This window comes from Polynucleobacter sp. IMCC 29146 (genome assembly GCF_021395195.1).
Taxonomy (GTDB): Bacteria; Pseudomonadota; Gammaproteobacteria; order Burkholderiales; family Burkholderiaceae; genus Polynucleobacter.
Genome location: NZ_JAJVCR010000002.1, coordinates 123,936 through 141,013, shown reverse-complemented (window position 1 = coordinate 141,013; position 17,078 = coordinate 123,936). Strand labels below are relative to the sequence as shown.

16 protein-coding genes and 1 tRNA gene are annotated in these 17,078 nt (G+C 45.8%); 15 read left to right on the top strand and 2 right to left on the bottom strand.

Annotation, left to right across the window (positions count from 1 at the left end; translation table 11 throughout):
• The first annotated feature begins 1 nt into the window (after position 1).
• From pheT to LZT22_RS02665, 6 genes are all read left to right on the top strand, one after another.
• Complete coding sequence (pheT, locus tag LZT22_RS02690; RefSeq protein ID WP_233923510.1) at positions 2 to 2,530, top strand: phenylalanine--tRNA ligase subunit beta; 2,529 nt, start codon at positions 2 to 4, stop codon at positions 2,528 to 2,530.
• A gap of 63 nt (positions 2,531 to 2,593) precedes the next feature.
• On the top strand, positions 2,594 to 2,917 hold the full coding sequence (locus LZT22_RS02685) for an integration host factor subunit alpha (protein ID WP_233923509.1): 324 nt from the start codon (positions 2,594 to 2,596) through the stop codon (positions 2,915 to 2,917).
• Between the two features lie 43 nt (positions 2,918 to 2,960).
• A complete protein-coding gene (locus LZT22_RS02680) occupies positions 2,961 to 3,272 on the top strand; it encodes a MerR family transcriptional regulator (protein ID WP_370634803.1) in 312 nt (103 codons plus the stop codon).
• Positions 3,273 to 3,304: 32 nt separating this feature from the next.
• Positions 3,305 to 3,381, top strand: a tRNA-Pro gene (locus LZT22_RS02675).
• 36 nt (positions 3,382 to 3,417) lie between these two features.
• Complete coding sequence (locus tag LZT22_RS02670; protein WP_233923508.1) at positions 3,418 to 3,834, top strand: PaaI family thioesterase; 417 nt, start codon at positions 3,418 to 3,420, stop codon at positions 3,832 to 3,834.
• A gap of 206 nt (positions 3,835 to 4,040) precedes the next feature.
• The gene (locus LZT22_RS02665; RefSeq protein ID WP_233923507.1) at positions 4,041 to 4,325 is read left to right on the top strand and encodes an H-NS family nucleoid-associated regulatory protein; all 285 of its coding nucleotides are present in this window, start codon (positions 4,041 to 4,043) and stop codon (positions 4,323 to 4,325) included.
• Positions 4,326 to 4,336: 11 nt separating this feature from the next.
• Here LZT22_RS02665 and LZT22_RS02660 read toward each other — a convergent pair whose 3' ends face one another.
• The gene (locus tag LZT22_RS02660) at positions 4,337 to 5,020 is read right to left on the bottom strand and encodes a helix-turn-helix domain-containing protein (protein WP_233923506.1); all 684 of its coding nucleotides are present in this window, start codon (positions 5,018 to 5,020) and stop codon (positions 4,337 to 4,339) included.
• Between the two features lie 302 nt (positions 5,021 to 5,322).
• Between LZT22_RS02660 and LZT22_RS02655 the strand changes: the two genes are divergently transcribed.
• The 9 genes from LZT22_RS02655 to bamC are packed head-to-tail and all read left to right on the top strand — an operon-like array spanning position 5,323 to position 16,766.
• On the top strand, positions 5,323 to 8,184 hold the full coding sequence (locus tag LZT22_RS02655) for a 2-oxoglutarate dehydrogenase E1 component (protein ID WP_233923505.1): 2,862 nt from the start codon (positions 5,323 to 5,325) through the stop codon (positions 8,182 to 8,184).
• Between the two features lie 26 nt (positions 8,185 to 8,210).
• Positions 8,211 to 9,431, top strand: coding sequence for a 2-oxoglutarate dehydrogenase complex dihydrolipoyllysine-residue succinyltransferase (gene odhB, locus LZT22_RS02650; protein ID WP_233923504.1), 1,221 nt, complete (start codon positions 8,211 to 8,213; stop codon positions 9,429 to 9,431).
• Between the two features lie 12 nt (positions 9,432 to 9,443).
• The gene (lpdA, locus tag LZT22_RS02645; RefSeq protein WP_233923503.1) at positions 9,444 to 10,880 is read left to right on the top strand and encodes a dihydrolipoyl dehydrogenase; all 1,437 of its coding nucleotides are present in this window, start codon (positions 9,444 to 9,446) and stop codon (positions 10,878 to 10,880) included.
• Positions 10,881 to 11,984 carry a cell division protein ZapE gene (gene zapE, locus LZT22_RS02640; protein ID WP_233923502.1) on the top strand — a complete coding sequence of 368 codons (1,104 nt, stop codon included), beginning with the start codon at positions 10,881 to 10,883 and terminating at the stop codon, positions 11,982 to 11,984.
• 9 nt (positions 11,985 to 11,993) lie between these two features.
• Positions 11,994 to 12,842 carry a 3',5'-nucleoside bisphosphate phosphatase gene (locus tag LZT22_RS02635; protein ID WP_233923501.1) on the top strand — a complete coding sequence of 283 codons (849 nt, stop codon included), beginning with the start codon at positions 11,994 to 11,996 and terminating at the stop codon, positions 12,840 to 12,842.
• A 41-nt stretch (positions 12,843 to 12,883) separates the two neighbouring features.
• A complete protein-coding gene (locus tag LZT22_RS02630) occupies positions 12,884 to 14,086 on the top strand; it encodes a tryptophan--tRNA ligase (protein ID WP_233923730.1) in 1,203 nt (400 codons plus the stop codon).
• Between the two features lie 2 nt (positions 14,087 to 14,088).
• A complete protein-coding gene (locus tag LZT22_RS02625; protein ID WP_233923500.1) occupies positions 14,089 to 14,628 on the top strand; it encodes a class I SAM-dependent methyltransferase in 540 nt (179 codons plus the stop codon).
• Positions 14,629 to 14,655: 27 nt separating this feature from the next.
• Positions 14,656 to 15,582 (top strand): 4-hydroxy-tetrahydrodipicolinate synthase, encoded by a 927-nt coding sequence (dapA, locus tag LZT22_RS02620; protein WP_233923499.1) that lies wholly within the window; start codon positions 14,656 to 14,658, stop codon positions 15,580 to 15,582.
• Entirely contained in the window at positions 15,579 to 16,766 is a 1,188-nt protein-coding gene (gene bamC, locus LZT22_RS02615) for an outer membrane protein assembly factor BamC (protein WP_233923498.1), read from the top strand. Before dapA ends, bamC begins: the two co-directional genes overlap by 4 nt.
• Positions 16,767 to 16,842: 76 nt before the next feature.
• Here bamC and LZT22_RS02610 read toward each other — a convergent pair whose 3' ends face one another.
• Positions 16,843 to 17,019: a hypothetical protein gene (locus LZT22_RS02610; protein WP_233923497.1), complete on the bottom strand. Its 177-nt coding sequence runs from the start codon at positions 17,017 to 17,019 to the stop codon at positions 16,843 to 16,845.
• Between the last annotated feature and the right edge of the window lie 59 nt (positions 17,020 to 17,078).

Sequence of the window (17,078 nt, the reverse complement as noted above, 5' to 3'; positions counted from 1 at the left end):
TATGCAATTTTCTGAATCTTGGCTTCGTCAATACGTTAATCCACCGTTGGATAGCGCTGATTTAGCGCATGCCATGACAATGGCAGGACTTGAGGTAGAAGAGCGGTATGCAGTGGCGCCGCCATTTACCCAAGTTGTGGTAGCTGAAATTCTATCAACCGAGCAACATCCTGATGCTGATCGTTTGCGGGTTTGTAAAGTCAATGCGGGAACTGGAGAAGATCTAACTATAGTTTGTGGAGCACCCAATGCGCGAGCCGGCATTAAGATTCCTTGCGCCTTAGTAGGAGCTAGTTTGCCTGCTGCTGAAGTCGGCGGTAAACCTTTACTAATTAAAGTGGGTAAATTACGTGGCGTTGAAAGCCAAGGTATGTTGTGTTCGGGTCGTGAATTAGGTCTGGGCGACGATCACGCTGGCATCTATGAGTTACCTGCTGACGCACCAATTGGCGAAGATATTCGTCAGTATCTGCATTTAGATGAGCAAATATTTGTGGTGAAGCTAACGCCTAATAAGGCAGATTGCTTATCATTAATTGGGATGGCCCGCGAAGTTGCGGCGATTACGAAAACGCCTTTGCAACTCTCGCCAGTGCAAGCGCCAGCCGTATCTATTCCAGACCAGTTAAAGGTTAATATCGTAGCGAGTGATTTATGTGGGCGTTTTGCGGGCCGAATTATTCGTGGCGTTAACGCTTCTGCACCTACACCAGCATGGCTTGTGCAGCGCTTAAAGAGTGCAGGTCAGCGCAGTATTTCTCCTTTAGTTGATATCTCTAACTATGTGATGTTAGAGATGGGTCAGCCAAGCCATGTTTTCGATTTAGACCGTTTAGTGGGTGACTTAAGTGTGCGCTGGGCTAAACCTGGAGAAAGTATTGAATTATTAAACGGTCAGACCCTCGTACCCATCTCTGATGAGATTGAACCGACTGCACAAATTACTAGTGGCGTAGGCGTGGTAGCAGATGAAAAGGGCTTAGTGAGTTTAGCTGGACTGATGGGCGGAAATCACTCTGCAGTGACGGATAAGACCACCAACATTTATGTGGAAGCTGCTTTTTGGTGGCCCGCGGCGATTCAGGGTAGGTCACGGCGCTTGAACTTTACGACCGATGCTGGACATCGGTTTGAGCGTGGTGTTGATCCTCAAGCCATGGTAGATTGTTTGGCGTATTTATCTGCCTTAATCATTGAAGTTTGTGGTGGTCGAGCCGGTCCGATTGACGATCAAATCGTTGCTTTACCAGAACGTAAGCCGGTCTCTATGCGCTTAAAGCGCGCCATGCAAATTATTGGGATTCCATTAACTGTAGAAGTAGTAAGTGACGTGTTTACGCGCTTGGGTTTTGAATTTACTTCTACAGGAAGCGCTGCCGAGACGATTTTTCAAGTGATGCCACCAAGCTATCGTTTTGATTTAGAGATTGAGGAAGACCTGATTGAAGAGGTAGCCCGTCTTTATGGTTTTGAACATATTCCCGATTTACCGCCGCGGGGATTATTGGCGATGCGAGCGACACCAGAAAAATTGCAGAGCATTCATCTTTTACGGCATAGTTTTGCCCAGCAGGGTTATCAAGAAGTCGTCAATTTTGGTTTTACTGAGCCTGAGTTTGAACAGCAACTTGCTAATGGTGCCCCGGTTTCGTGCCCGCCAATCAATGTGCTTAACCCAATTGCAGCGCAATATGCGGTTATGCGTAGTACCTTGTTGGGCGGCTTACTAGCCAACTTGCGAAGCAACCTTAATCGTGGCGCTAGTCGGATGCGTTTATTTGAAGTAGGACGGACTTTTACACGCGTGAACAGTCTGGATACGCTTCGTTTACCCAATAGTGACGATGCCGTTGCTGCGGCAGTTGCAGGAATTTGGCAACCACTACAGATTGCGGGTCTTGCCTATGGCTTTGCTTGGCCAGAGCAGTGGGGAGTGGCAAATAAAATAGTCGATTTTTTTGATATTAAAGGCGATCTGGAAACCATCCTTATGCCCTTGCACATTACCACCAGTGCTGCGCCGCATGCTGCATTACATCCTGGCCGCTGTGCGGCAATTCAATTGTCTTTGCCAACTGGTGCACGCACAATTGGCTGGATTGGCGAGTTACATCCCGCTCTTCAGCAAAAACTGGCTTTACCGCTAGCGCCTATTGTCTTCGAGTTTGAATGGGATGCGATTAGCTTGATCGATTTACCGAGCCCTAATGAGCTCAGTAAATTACCTGCAGTACAACGCGATTTAGCCATCGTGGTTAAACAAAATTTTCCAGCGCAATTAGCCTTAGATGCTATGCTAGCAAAGCCGCCCGCATTTGTTCAAAAAATTACACTCTTTGATGAGTTTCGCTCAAAAGCTGATAGTACTGGGAGTGCATCTAATAGCGGCTTAGCAGCCGATGAAAAAAGTTTAGCATTTCGGATTACTCTTTTAAATCCAGCTGAAACTTTGCAAGATGAACAAGTTGATGCCGTTATAGCCACATTACTGGCGCAGTTAGAAAAAAAGTGTGGAGCCCGCTTGCGGTAGGTATATATTAGTCATTAGTAACTAAAAATTGAATAATAATTCAAGATTAAAAAGGTAATTTGAATGAACCAGACATCTCATGCGCACCCAACCGTAACTAAAAATGAGCTTTCTGAGGCTTTGTTTGATCAAGTTGGTCTAAATAAACGCGAAGCTAAAGATATGATCGATGCTTTTTTTGATCGGATTGCCGAATCCCTTGAGGCAGGCGTTGAAGTAAAAATTTCGGGTTTTGGCAATTTTCAATTGCGCAACAAATCTGCGCGCCCAGGTCGCAACCCTAAAACCGGCCAGCAGATTCCAATTGATGCACGTCGCGTGGTTACTTTTCATGCGAGCCAAAAACTAAAAGAAGCAGTAGAAGCGCAAACTGGTATGGTGGCTTAGGTTTGAATTTTAAGCAGGTTTTGTTTTTTATCTTCAGTCTCTCTTGATCTCTTTATTACCTCCCATTCCTGCTAAACGTTATTTCACTATTGGTGAGGTAGCGAGTTTATGTGGCGTTAAATCCCATGTCTTGCGCTATTGGGAGCAAGAGTTTGTGCAGCTTCGCCCGCAAAAGAGGCGCGGTAATCGGCGTTATTACCAGCATCACGAGGTGGTCTTAATTCGCAAAATTCGTTCTTTACTGTACGAAGAAGGCTTTACGATTGGTGGGGCCCGTAATCGCTTAGATGAAGCGCGTGGCAGCTTAAAACTGCGCGCAGAATTAGAGGCTGTAGTACAGATCTTATCGTTATAGCTCCGTAGCTGCTGATACAATTTTAGTTTCGTCGGGGCGTAGCGCAGCCTGGTAGCGTACTTGCATGGGGTGCAAGTGGTCGGAGGTTCAAATCCTCTCGCCCCGACCATTTTTATACTTCAGTTTCTTATTCAAGACTTTCTGTATGCCAACTAGCTCAACCAATACGCCAACATCACCACGGGATTATTTTGGCCTGACGATTCCCTTTCTTGATTTTATTGGGGTAATTCCTGAATTTGCAGAGGCTGGTAAGTCACGAATTCGGGTAGATTTACGCCCGGAACTGCACAATAGCTTTCAAGTAGCCCATGGTGGACTTACCATGACTTTGCTCGACTTTGCCATGGCTGCTGCAGCCCGTAGCATGCATGAACAGGCCTTAGGCATGATTACGATTGATATGACAGTGAGCTTTTTGCGGCCTTCCACCGGTATTTTGATTGTTGAAGGTAAATTGCTCAAAATTGGCAAAACAGTCAATTATTGTGAGGCTGAAGTTTTGAATGAGGCCGGAGAAATTACTGCCAAGGCATTGGGTAGTTTTATGCTCCGCCGCTAAGCTAGCGATAAATAAGTAACTATTAGCTTTAATTTAATATCTTAAATGCTTGATTTTATTCAATTTAGTAATTATAAATTTGATTAATTCAGTAATTAATATAATCATTTTTTATATACTAATGCCTAGATTTATTTATATCTATTTAAGCTGATATACAATAATATTAACCTTTATCATCATTTACATTTGGAGTATTAATAATAATGGTTAGTTACACTGATTTATTAGCCCAACGCGAGCAATTAGACCAACAAATTAAAGATGCAATTCAGCGTGAAAAGGCTGAGGGGATAGCGCAAGCTAAAGTCATTATTGAGCGTTATAAATTAGAAGTAGGCGATTTATTTAGTCGGAAATCTGCCACCCGTGGGGCGAGTGGCAAGGTCCCCCCAAAATACCGCAATCCCAGTACTGGTGATACTTGGACTGGGCGCGGCAAGGCCCCCAAATGGATTGAAGGCAGAGATCGAACGAGTTTTACGATTTAAGTCTATGGACTTTAAGCCCAATCGTACTTTCTCGATAAGGCTTCAACAAACAACTGTTCAAGTTGCTGTTTAGCCAACTGGGAGTGATTCGCTGGATAACCCAGAATGAGGGGGTTCTCTAAAATATTTTGATTTTGAGCGGAACTGGCGTTTTCTGCATTGGGCTGGGGCTGGATGACTCCTGAATTTTCTCCTGCCAACTGTATTACGCCAGGATGAAGTTCCACAAAACCCTCATCAACCAAAATGGGAATGCGTTGGGTAAGTTCATTTTTACTTAAATAATGGATGATGTGTACTTGCTCAACTGGGGGAATAAAGGCATCGAGATAAATTAAGTCGGGTGCGCTTGATACTGCTTGCATGAGACCCTCAAGGCTATCGAGCGACCAGATTAGGTCGACCTGCAGCGACCAATCCCGACAAATTTCTTGTAATTCTTCACGGTTTTCAGTGCGGCGAAAAATAGCCATGACCACACAATGAGTTGATAATTTCTGCCGCATGAGTTGTTTACGGCGCGTTAATTGCTTTTCTAGGGAGCTGGCGAGGATCCGCCGATGACCGCCGTAGGTTTTCCAGGCGATAAGCTCGCCAACTTCAACCATTTTTTGGACGGTACCCAAGGATACTTGGAGAATTTTAGCGCTTTGGCGAGTACTGAGATAGTCTGAGGCGGGATTAATGGCTTTCATTATTGGTAAATTTCTTTCAGTTTTATGAAGGTTCAAGCATATAAATCATTTCGCAGGGATGCTGTCAGTTTCGGCTGAAACAGTTGTAGGAAATTTCTTATTAAAGGGTCAGAATTTGGTCGATTCCTCCCCACTTCGCCATAAAACCTGACTATTAATAAGCTTAATGATGCTAAAATAGCCATTCGCTATTAGATTCAATGTGTAGATTCATCAGTGATCAGTTCGCAATTTGGTAAAGCCAAAGCCCGGACGGTTTAAACCACAGTTTTTTTCGGCATACCCGACGAAAGGTGAGCATCATGAGGCAAGCTTCAATAGGCTCGTCCTATTTGTTTGGCGGTAATGCGCCGTATGTAGAAGACCTATATGAGTCTTACTTGCTTGACCCCAGTTCGGTTTCTGATCATTGGCGCACGTATTTTGATAAGGTCAATCGTGTACCCGCTGTTGATGGCGGTAACCACCCAGATATTGCTCATGCGCCAATCGTCGCTTCTTTTGCTGAGCGCGCAAAGCAAGGCCCCATTCGTAAAGTTAGTGACTCGGCTGATGCGGAGATGGGTCGTAAACGAGTCGCTGTTCAACAACTGATAGCCGCATATCGAAATGTCGGTAATCGCTGGGCCAACATTGATCCGTTAAAGCGCACCGAACGCCCCGATATTCCGGAATTAAATCCCGCCTTCTATGGTTTTAGCGATGGCGATATGGATATTGTCTTCAATATTAGTAATACGTATTTTGGCAAAGACACGATGACCCTGCGCGATTTATTGCAGGCTTTGCGCGAAACCTATTGCGGCACGATAGGTGCCGAAGTGATGTACATAGCCGACCAAAAAATAAAAAAATGGTGGCAAGAAAAATTAGAATCAGTACGCTCAACCCCGCGCTTTAATCTTGAAGAAAAGCGTCAAATTTTAGATCGCGTAACTGCAGCTGAAGGTCTTGAGCGCTATTTACAAGCCAAATATGTGGGCCAAAAGCGATTTTCTCTTGAGGGCGGTGAAAGTTTTATCGCCAGTATGGATGAATTAATTCGTGGCGCTGGTATTAAAGGTATACAAGAAATAGTCGTGGGCATGGCGCACCGCGGCCGCTTAAACATGCTGGTCAATGTTTTAGGCAAGATGCCTAAGGATTTATTTGCTGAATTTGAGCATACCGCACCAGAAGATCTACCATCGGGCGACGTTAAATACCATCAGGGTTTTTCTAGTGATATTTCAACACCAGGCGGACCAGTCCATGTCTCTTTGGCATTTAATCCTTCCCATTTAGAAATTGTTGATCCGGTTGCTGAAGGCTCGGCTCGGGCCCGCATGGAGCGCCGCGGCGATTTGCATGGCGATCAAGTCTTGGCTGTTTTAGTGCACGGCGATGCCTCGATTGCTGGGCAAGGAGTTGTACAAGAAACTTTAGCGATGTCAGAGGTAAGAGGTTATTCCACGGGCGGCACAGTACATATTGTGATTAATAATCAAATTGGCTTTACTACTTCAGATCCGCGTGATCTACGTTCTAGCCTTTATTGCACTGACATTATGAAAGTGATTGACGCTCCGGTTTTACATGTCAATGGAGATGACCCTGAGGCAGTTGTATTAGCGACCCAGTTAGCTTTAGATTTTCGTAGCACCTTTAAGAAAGATGTAGCCATCGATATTGTTTGTTTTCGCAAGCTAGGCCATAACGAACAAGATTCACCCGCAATGACTCAGCCCCTAATGTATAAAATTATTGCGGCTCACCCCGGTACCCGCAAACTGTATGCAGATAAGTTAGAGACTCAAGGCGTGATCGCCGCAGGCGGCGGCGATTTGATGGTGAAAGCATTTCGTGCAGCAATGGATGAAGGGAAACAAACTTCTGACCCGGTATTAAGTAATTTCAAAGGAAAATTCGCTGTCGATTGGTCGCCATTTCTAAATAAAAAATGGACCGATCAAGCAGATACTGCGATTCCATTGGCTGAATGGAAACGTTTAGCCGCCCGCATCACAACAATTCCAGCCGACTTTAAGGCGCATCATTTAGTCGAAAAGGTCATTGCTGATCGTGCTGCCATGGGTCGTGGTGAAATCAATATCGATTGGGGTATGGGTGAGCATATGGCGTTTGCCTCTTTAGTAGCTAGTGGCTACCCAGTGCGTTTATCTGGTGAGGATAGCGGCCGTGGAACATTTACGCATCGCCATGCCGTATTGCACGATCAAAATCGCGAGAAATGGGATATTGGTACTTATGTTCCTTTGCAGCATGTTGCTAAAGATCAGGCCCCATTTACCGTAATCGATTCAATTCTTTCTGAAGAGGCGGTGCTTGGCTTTGAATACGGCTATGCTTCTGCTGAACCCAACACCTTGACGATTTGGGAAGCGCAGTTTGGCGACTTTGCTAATGGTGCCCAGGTTGTGATTGACCAATTTATCGCCTCAGGTGAGGTGAAGTGGGGTAGGGTGAACGGCTTAGTGATGATGTTGCCGCATGGCTATGAGGGGCAGGGCCCAGAACATTCGTCGGCTCGTTTAGAGCGTTTTATGCAGTTGTGTGCTGATACGAATATGCAGGTGGTACAACCTACTACGGCCGCGCAAATTTTTCATGTCTTGCGTCGCCAAATGATTCGGCAATTTCGCAAGCCGCTGGTGTTAATGACGCCAAAATCGTTATTGCGCAATAAAGAAGCCGCTTCACCTTTGATGGAGTTTACAAAAGGCCAGTTTCAAACGGTTTTGCCTGATACTGACGCGACGCTTGAGCCAAAGCAAGTAACTCGCTTAATTATTTGTTCGGGTAAGGTGTATTACGATTTAGTGAAGGCGCGAGTTGAAAAGAAATCAACAGATACTGCCATTATTCGGCTCGAGCAACTTTATCCATTTCCGCATAAGTCAATTGCTACTGAACTTAAAAAATATTCTAATTTAGAAGAGGTTGTTTGGTGTCAAGATGAACCACAAAATCAAGGCGCTTGGTTTTTTGTGCAACACAATATTTTAGAAAATATGGGTGACGGCATGCGGCTAGCTTATGCGGGTCGGCCGGCATCAGCATCACCAGCAGTGGGTTATTCGCATTTACATCAAGAGCAACAAAAATCATTACTGAACTCAGCCTTTGCAAAATTAAAAGGTTTTATTGTGACAAAAAATAAATAAGTCGATTGATTCATTTTAGGAAAAATATGTCTATTTTTGAAGTTAAGGTACCGCAACTTTCTGAATCTGTTACAGAGGCAACTTTATTAAAGTGGCGAAAAAAACCTGGCGAAGCGGTGGCGCAAGATGAAATTCTGATTGAGATTGAAACCGATAAAGTGGTTTTAGAAGTTCCTGCACCCGCAGCTGGTGTGCTAACCGAAATTCTGCAGCCAGATGGTGCTACGGTAGTAGCTGAGCAATTAATTGCCAAGCTCGATAGTGTCGCCACTCCTACCGTTGCTGCAGTTCCAACTGCTAGCATAGTAGCAAGTGCAATAGCAGCACCGCCAACTACAACGCCAAGGGCTTCAGCAACAGTTGCAGCAGCCCCTGCGGCAGTAAAATTAATGGCTGAACTGAACACGAATGCTGCCGCTATTAGCGGTAGTGGACGTGACGGCCGGATTACCAAAGGGGATGTGCTGGCTGCGGTAGCTACTGGCGGGGCTAAGCCTGTAAAAGCGGCTCAAGCCGCTTTGCCACCAGCGACGATGCCATTAGGTGATCGACCTGAAGAGCGGGTGCCTATGAGCCGCTTGCGCGCCCGTATTGCCGAGCGCTTGCTCGAATCGCAGGCTAATAATGCGATCTTGACAACCTTTAATGAAGTCAATATGGCGCCAGTAATTGCAATGCGCAATAAATACAAAGAGGTATTTGAAAAAACCCATGGTGTAAAACTTGGCTTTATGTCTTTCTTTGTAAAGGCGGCAACCCATGCCTTGAAAAAATTTCCATTACTGAATGCTTCGGTCGATGGCAACGATATTATTTATCATGGCTATTTTGATATTGGAATTGCGGTTAGCTCTCCGCGCGGTTTAGTCGTGCCCATCTTACGTGATGTTGATCAAATGAATTTAGCGCAAATTGAATTAAAAATTGCTGAATTTGGAGTGAAGGCTCGCGAAGGTAAATTATCCATTGAAGAATTAACCGGCGGTACATTTTCTATTTCAAATGGCGGGGTGTTTGGCTCGATGTTGTCGACCCCCATTATTAACCCTCCCCAGTCGGCCATTTTGGGTATTCATGCAACTAAAGAGCGGGCGGTAGTGGAAGACGGACAAATTGTAATTCGGCCCATTAATTACTTAGCATTATCTTATGATCACCGCATTATTGATGGCCGCGAGGCCGTGTTGGGCTTGGTGGCCATGAAAGAGGCAATTGAAGATCCTGCTCGCCTGTTGCTTGATCTATAAGAAAGATAATCCATGAGTCAAGCTTTTGATGTGGTGGTAATTGGTGCCGGACCGGGGGGATATATTGCGGCAATTCGGGCTGCGCAATTGGGCTTTTCAGTGGCTTGTGTTGAAGCTAGCTCGTTCAACGATCCCAAGGGTGAAATCCGCCTAGGCGGTACGTGCCTGAATGTGGGCTGCATTCCATCGAAAGCCTTGTTAGCGTCATCCGAAGAGTTCGAAAAAATTGAGCATAGTATTGCCGACCATGGCATTACTGTGGGGCAAGTTAGTATCGACATTAAAAAAATGTTGGCGCGTAAAGACGCTATTGTGACCAAAATGACAGGTGGTATTAACTATTTATTTCGCAAAAATAAAGTGACTTTACTAAAAGGGCACGCAGCTTTTTTGGGTAAAGATGCGGCGGGCTACCAACTGCAGATTGATGGCAAAACACCGACGACAGTGACAGCTAAGCAAGTGATTATTGCTACAGGTTCGAAGGCGCGGCATTTACCAACGATTAAAGTTGATAACGTGATGATTTGCGATAACGAAGGGGCACTGCAATTTGACTCGATTCCAAAGCGTTTGGGTGTGATTGGCGCCGGCGTTATTGGCCTTGAGTTAGGCTCTGTGTGGCGACGGGTTGGTTCACAGGTGACCGTTTTAGAGGCTTTACCGACTTTTTTAGGTGCCTGCGATGCGGGCATTGCTGCAGAAGCCCAGAAAATTTTTACTAAACAAGGCTTAGATATTCAGCTGGGGGTAAAAATTGGTGAAGTAGTTAGTTCTAAAAAAGAAGTCACAGTAAGTTATCAAGATAGTGCTGGTAAAGCGCAAAAATTAGTGTGTGAGCGTTTAATTATCTCCGTTGGGCGGGTGCCCAATACGGATGGCCTTAATTTGGCAGCCATTGGCCTGAAAACTGATGAACGCGGTTTTATTCCCATCGATCACCATACCTGTGCTACCGCCATGCCTGGCGTCTATGCGGTTGGTGATGTAGTGCGTGGCCCCATGCTTGCGCATAAAGCTGAAGATGAAGGTGTTCTGGTGGCCGAAATAATGGCAGGCCAAAAACCCCATATTGATTACAACTGCATTCCATGGGTTATTTATACCGATCCAGAAATTGCTTGGGTTGGTCAAACCGAACAGCAACTAAAAGAAAGTGGCAGAGCTTTTAAAGCAGGACAGTTTCCGTTTGCAGCCAATGGCCGTGCATTAGGTATGGGACGCTCCGAAGGTTTCATTAAAGTGCTAGCTGATGCAAAAACAGATGAGGTTTTAGGGGTTCATATCATTGGGCCAAATGCCTCTGACCTCATTGCTGAAGCCGCTGTGGCAATGGAATTTAAAGCTGCCGCAGAAGACATTGCCCGTATTTGTCATGCACACCCAAGCTTATCTGAGGTAATGCGTGAGGCTGCTCTTGCAACCGATCAGCGCGCATTAAACATGTAATTGAAAGTTGCCGAGTATTACCGCCATGAATTACAGTTGCATGGCTACCATACTGATGCTGCGCAAGAGCGTGCAGTAGCGCGCTTGCAATTATGTGAGGATGAATGGGTAGCCTATAAAGAAAAGCGTGATAACGCCCTGAAGAAAAAACTGTTTCACCCTGAATTGCCTAGAGGCATTTATTTATGGGGGGGTGTGGGGCGGGGCAAATCCTTTTTAATGGACTGTTTTTATGCTGCCTCGCCAGTAGAAAAAAAGATTCGCATTCATTTTCATGAGTTCATGCGCGGAGTGCATCATGAATTACATGAACTGTCGGGTTTAGTTAACCCGCTTGATGAGGTAGCTAAACGCATTTCTGAACGCTACCGCTTAATTTGTTTTGATGAGTTTCATATAAACGATATTGCCGATGCGATGATTTTATATCGCTTATTAAAAGCCTTATTTGAAGATCGCGTGCAATTCATTATGACCTCGAATTACCAGCCTGATGATCTGTATCCGAATGGCTTGCATCGTGATCGCTTACTGCCAGCAATTCAACTACTTAAAGCCAAGCTCGATATTTTGAATGTCGATGCTGGCGCTGATTATCGGCAGTTACAAATGGCACAAGTTGAGGCTTATTTATGTCCCCTTACGGCGCAAAATCATTTAATTTTATTAGATACATTTAAGCGCTTAAGTGGTAATCGCGATGAGATGTCGTGCCCCGTGCTCTTTATCGAGTCGCGACAAATTCGTCCCTTTCGTTTGGCTGAAGGGGTAGTCTGGTTTGATTTTCAAACCCTGTGCGTTGGGCCCCGCTCGCAAAATGATTATCTGGAGTTGGCGACGCGCTTTCATACCATTATGTTGTCGGAGGTACCGTATATGCCGCCGCGCATGACCAATGAAGCTCGGCGGTTTATTTGGCTAATTGATATTTTATATGACCATAGAATCAAATTGATTATGTCGGCGCAAGTACCACCTGCAGAGCTTTATCCTGAAGGTCAAATTGTGGCTGAATTTGGTCGCACCGTATCCCGCCTAGTGGAAATGCAATCTCGCGCCTATCTCGATGCCCCGCGCCGAGTAATTAATACAAGCTTGACCTAAAATAGCTGGATGAATACACCTTCTGTACTAAATGCAGATTTGCACTGCCATTCTGTGGTTTCAGACGGAACCTTGTCACCTGAAGCGCTGGCAGAGCGTGCGCAGCTGAATGGGGTGCAATTGTGGTCATTAACCGACCATGACGAGCTGGGGGGCCAGGTTCGCGCCCAAGCTGCGGCAGCGCAATGTGGAATTGACTATGTGGCGGGGGTGGAAATTTCGATAACCTGGCTAGACCATACGGTACATATTGTGGGTTTAGGTATTGATCCTACTGATCTTGGCTTAATTGAGGGTCTGCGTCAAACCCGCGATGGGCGCCGTAATCGAGCGCAGGCGATGGCAGAGCAATTAGCTAAAGTTGGCATTGCCGGTAGTTTTGAAGGGGCGCAACTGTATGCCGGTAATCCAGAATTAATTTCTCGTACCCACTTTGCGCGGTTTTTAGTTGAGCAAGGGTTTTGTCGCGATACCGAAACAGTATTTAAAAATTATTTGGTTGCAGGTAAACCTGGCTATGTGCAACATCGTTGGGCAACCTTAGAAAATGCAGTACATTGGATTCGGAGTGCTGGTGGCGTTGCCGTGATTGCCCATCCAGGGCGCTATCATTTAACCCCGCTACAGATGACGGAGTTGTATGCGCGTTTTAAAGATTTAGGTGGATTGGGCATTGAAGTAGTAACCGGCAGTCATAGCCCTGATCAGTATCAAACGTATGCCAAGATTGCTATTGATTATGGTTTTATGGGTTCACGAGGCTCTGATTTTCATGATCCGCGTGAAAGTCATACTGATTTGGGTTTGCTACCGAATTTACCTTCTAGCTTGAAGCCCATTTGGTCGGTGTTTCATTAGCAATTGTAATTTTTGAAATTAATTTTTAGAAAAAATGAATGATGTTTGCTGAACGTGTACTTTCTGGCATGCGACCCACTGGCAATTTGCATTTAGGCCATTACCATGGCGTGCTCAAGAATTGGGTGCAGTTGCAATCGGAATACCCTTGTTTCTTCTTTGTTGCCGACTGGCATGCTCTAACCACTCATTATGAAACGTCTAGCGTGATTGAGGAATCGGTTTGGGAGATGGTAATCGATTGGTTGGCTGCTGGGGTTGATCCGCAACAAGCGACTTTATTTATTCAGAGTAGAGTGCCTGAACACGCTGAACTTTTTTTATTACTAGCAATGGGCACGCCCTTAAGTTGGTTGGAACGAGTGCCAACGTATAAGGATCAAATTGAAAAATTAAAAGAAAAAGATTTGCAAACGTATGGTTTTTTAGGTTACCCCCTTCTGCAGGCTGCGGATATTTTAATTTATCGCGCTCAACTGATTCCTGTTGGTGAAGATCAAGTGCCGCACGTAGAGATGTCGCGAGAAGTCGCCCGCCGTTTTAACTATTTATATGGGCGCGAAGCGGATTTTGAAGTCAAGGCAATCGAGGCGGTAAAGAAGTTGGGTAGTAAGCGCGCCAAAATGTATGCTGAACTGCGGGTTGCCTATCAAGAGCGGGGTGATACTGAGGCCCTAGAACAAGCTCAGGCCCTGCTGCAAGACTCTCAAAGCCTGTCGATGGTTGATCGGGAGCGGTTATTTGGTTATTTAGAGGGGGCGCGAAAAATTATTTTGCCAGAGCCCCAAGCTTTATTAACCAAAGCTTCGCGCATGCCTGGGCTCGATGGTCAAAAAATGTCGAAATCCTACAACAACACAATTGGCATTCGTGAGCAGCCCGCTGAAATTATTCGCTTAGTACGCACGATGCCTACCGATCCAGCACGGGTGCGGCGAACCGATCCTGGTAATCCAGAGCATTGTCCTTTATGGCAATTACATTTGGTTTATTCTGATTCGGTCACTCAAGATTGGGCTAAAAAAGGGTGCATTTCCGCTGGCATTGGTTGTTTAGAATGTAAGCAGCCAGTCATTGATGCCATTTTGCGAGAACAGCAGCCCATGTTTGAAAGAGCGCAAATATATTTGGACGACCCTAGTTTATTGCGCTCCATTATTGCTGACGGATGTGATAAGGCGCGCAAGGTTGCCCAAGAAACCATGCGTGAGGTACGCGAGGCGATGGGGCTAGCGTATGACTAGCCGTGCTTGACCCTTCTTCCTGGGTGCAGCGCTTTGCGGCGTTGTTGAAGCCAGGTGGCAGGGTGCTTGATTTAGCGTGTGGTAGCGGCCGACACAGTATTTTTTTGGCTAATGCAGGCTTTGATGTTCTCGGGGTTGACAGCAATGTCGAATCGTTGGCTTTGGCACGGGAAAACCTGGGCCAATTAAAGAGCGGTAACCCCCAATGGCTTGAAATGGATTTAGAGGCTGCCGTGTGGCCCTTGTCGAGCGCCAGCTTTGGCTTTTGGGACGGAATCGTCGTGACAAATTATCTCTATCGCCCCTTTTTGGAGGTATTGCCGAGCCTTCTGAGTAAGGGCGGTTTCTTAATTTATGAAACTTTTGCCCAAGGCAATGCTGAGTTTGGGAAACCGACCAGCCCCAAATTTTTATTAAACCCTGCGGAATTGTTGCAGTTAGCCCAGCGCTCTGGCTTGCGGGTATGGGCTTACGAAGATCTTTTTACCGATCTACCTAAACCGGCGATGGTGCAACGCCTCTGCGCCCAAAAATCGGCTTAGAGGGCCTTATCCGTTACAATTTCAGCGATGAATACGCCTAATTCCAGCGCTAGATTGCTTGAGAAGCCGATTAAAGGCAGCATGGTGGCAATTGTTACCCCCATGTTTGCTGATGGCGCTTTAGATTTTTCGGCTTTACGTAATTTATTGGATTGGCATGTAGCCGAAGGCACTTCGGCGATAGTGATTGTTGGGACGAGTGGTGAATCGCCCACGGTTTCGGTGGCAGAACATTGCGAACTCATTCGGGTAGCAGTAGAGCAGATTGCTAGCCGTATTCCGGTAATTGCTGGCACTGGTGGCAATTCAACCCTTGAGGCGATTGAGCTAACTGAGTTCGCGAAAAAGGTGGGCGCTGATGCGAGCCTGCAAGTGGTGCCGTATTACAACAAACCGACCCAAGAAGGTATGTTTGCCCATTTCAAAAGCATTGCTGAGCGGGTTGATTTGCCGATGATTCTCTACAACGTACCTGGTAGAACGGTAGCCGATTTAGCCAATGACACCATCTTACGTTTAGCAACAGTACCTGGCATTGTGGGTATTAAAGATGCCACGGGCAATTTAGAGCGAGGCTGTATGTTATTAGCGGATTTACAGTCTGCTGGGTTAAGTAATTTTGCGGTTTACTCGGGCGATGATCTAACAGCTTTTATGCTGATGCTAATGGGTGGTCAAGGCAATATTTCGGTTACTGCAAATGTAGCCCCGCGTTTAATGCATGATTTATGTAGTGCCGCTATGAATGGCGATTTGGTGCGCACGCGCGATTTGCAGTTTCGCTTATTTGCTTTGCATAAAGCCATGTTTATTGAGGCAAATCCTATTCCCGTGAAATGGGCATTACACGCTATGGGTAAAATTACGCCTGGCATCCGTTTGCCTTTAACGCCCTTGAGCCCCGCTTTGCGAGACTCTTTGTTGTCCACCCTTAAGCAACTTGGTCTTTTATGATTTTTGATGTGAAGGTTTATCGACTTCGATTCAAACCCCATACCCGCAATTTTTTCACCCTGCTAATGCTTGCTTGCCTAGGACTAACTGCGGGCTTAACTGCCTGCACCACTTCTACAGTAAGTTCTGATAAGGTTGATTACAAGTCGGGCGGTACTCAGCGCGGCCCCAACCTAGCCTATCCTCCTGATTTAGTTACTACGCAAGCCGATCGCCGTTATTTAGTACAAGACGGTAGCGCCACCATGTCTGATTACAACGCCATTCTAAAAAAGGGCGGAGAAGTACGTAAAACGCCTTTAACTGGAATTCCAGGTATGCGTATGGTGCGAGATGGCGAAAGGCGTTGGCTTGTCATCGATAAACCAGCAGCCGAGCTTTATCCGCAAATTAAAGATTTTTGGCAAGAAAATGGGTTTTTATTATTAGTAGATTCGCCTACCACCGGCATTATGGAAACCGATTGGGTTGAAAATCGTGCCAAAATTCCGCAAGATTATTTACGCAGCCTATTAGGTGGTGTGCTCTCGAGTGTTTTTGATACTGGTGAGCGCGATAAATATAAAACGCGCTTAGAGGTTTTAAAGCCTGATCAGACAGAAATTTTTATTACCCATAAAGGCGCTTCAGAAGAGCCCGTCCGCGATAACAGTGGTGGTGTGATTTCAACCAAGTGGGTACCACGACCCAATGATCCTGATTTAGACGCTGCTTTTCTGGTCAGGCTGATGGAGCGTCTTGGTCATACGCAAGAACAAGCTAAAGCCCAGTTGGCAGCAGCTAGCTCACCCACCAATAAAGTGGTCAAAGCGAAACTTGCGCAAGATAGTAGTGGAGTAGCTGTAATTGAATTACCCTCGAGCTTTGATCGGGCTTGGCGCGATGTGGGCCTAGCGCTTGATCGGTCGAACTTTACGGTAATCGATCGTGATCGCTCAAAAGGAGTTTACTTTGTGCGCTACGTCAATACTAAAGATACTGGCGATGCTTCTAAGGGCTTCTTTTCTGGGCTTTTTAGTAGTAAAGATGAAGCTGCTTTACAAGCGAAGCAATATCGAATTTTTGTGAAGGCCAATGGCGCAGAGGCAAGTCAAGTATTTGCGCAAGATGCTGAAGGCAAACCAGAAAATTCTCCTGCTGGAATTCAATTGCTCACATTATTAGCTGAACAACTAGCGCGCTAATTTACTACTGATTTTGATTGGTATGAGATCGTAAAAAAAGCCGCTTACGCGGCTTTTTCGTTCTTCTGCAAGAAGATTATTTCTTTGCTTCAGGAGCAGCAGGAGCTGGAGCAGCAGGAGCGGCAGCAGCAGGAGCAGCATCAGCAGGAGCAGCAGCAGGAGCTGGAGCAGGCGCTGGTTTTGGTTCTTCTTTTTTGCCACAAGCAGCCAAAGCAACGGCTAACATAGCAGCAAGTAATAGTGACTTCTTCATTTGTAAGTTCCTTTAAAAAAAATTAACATCAATTACCGGTAATTGTTGTTGGAATCAGT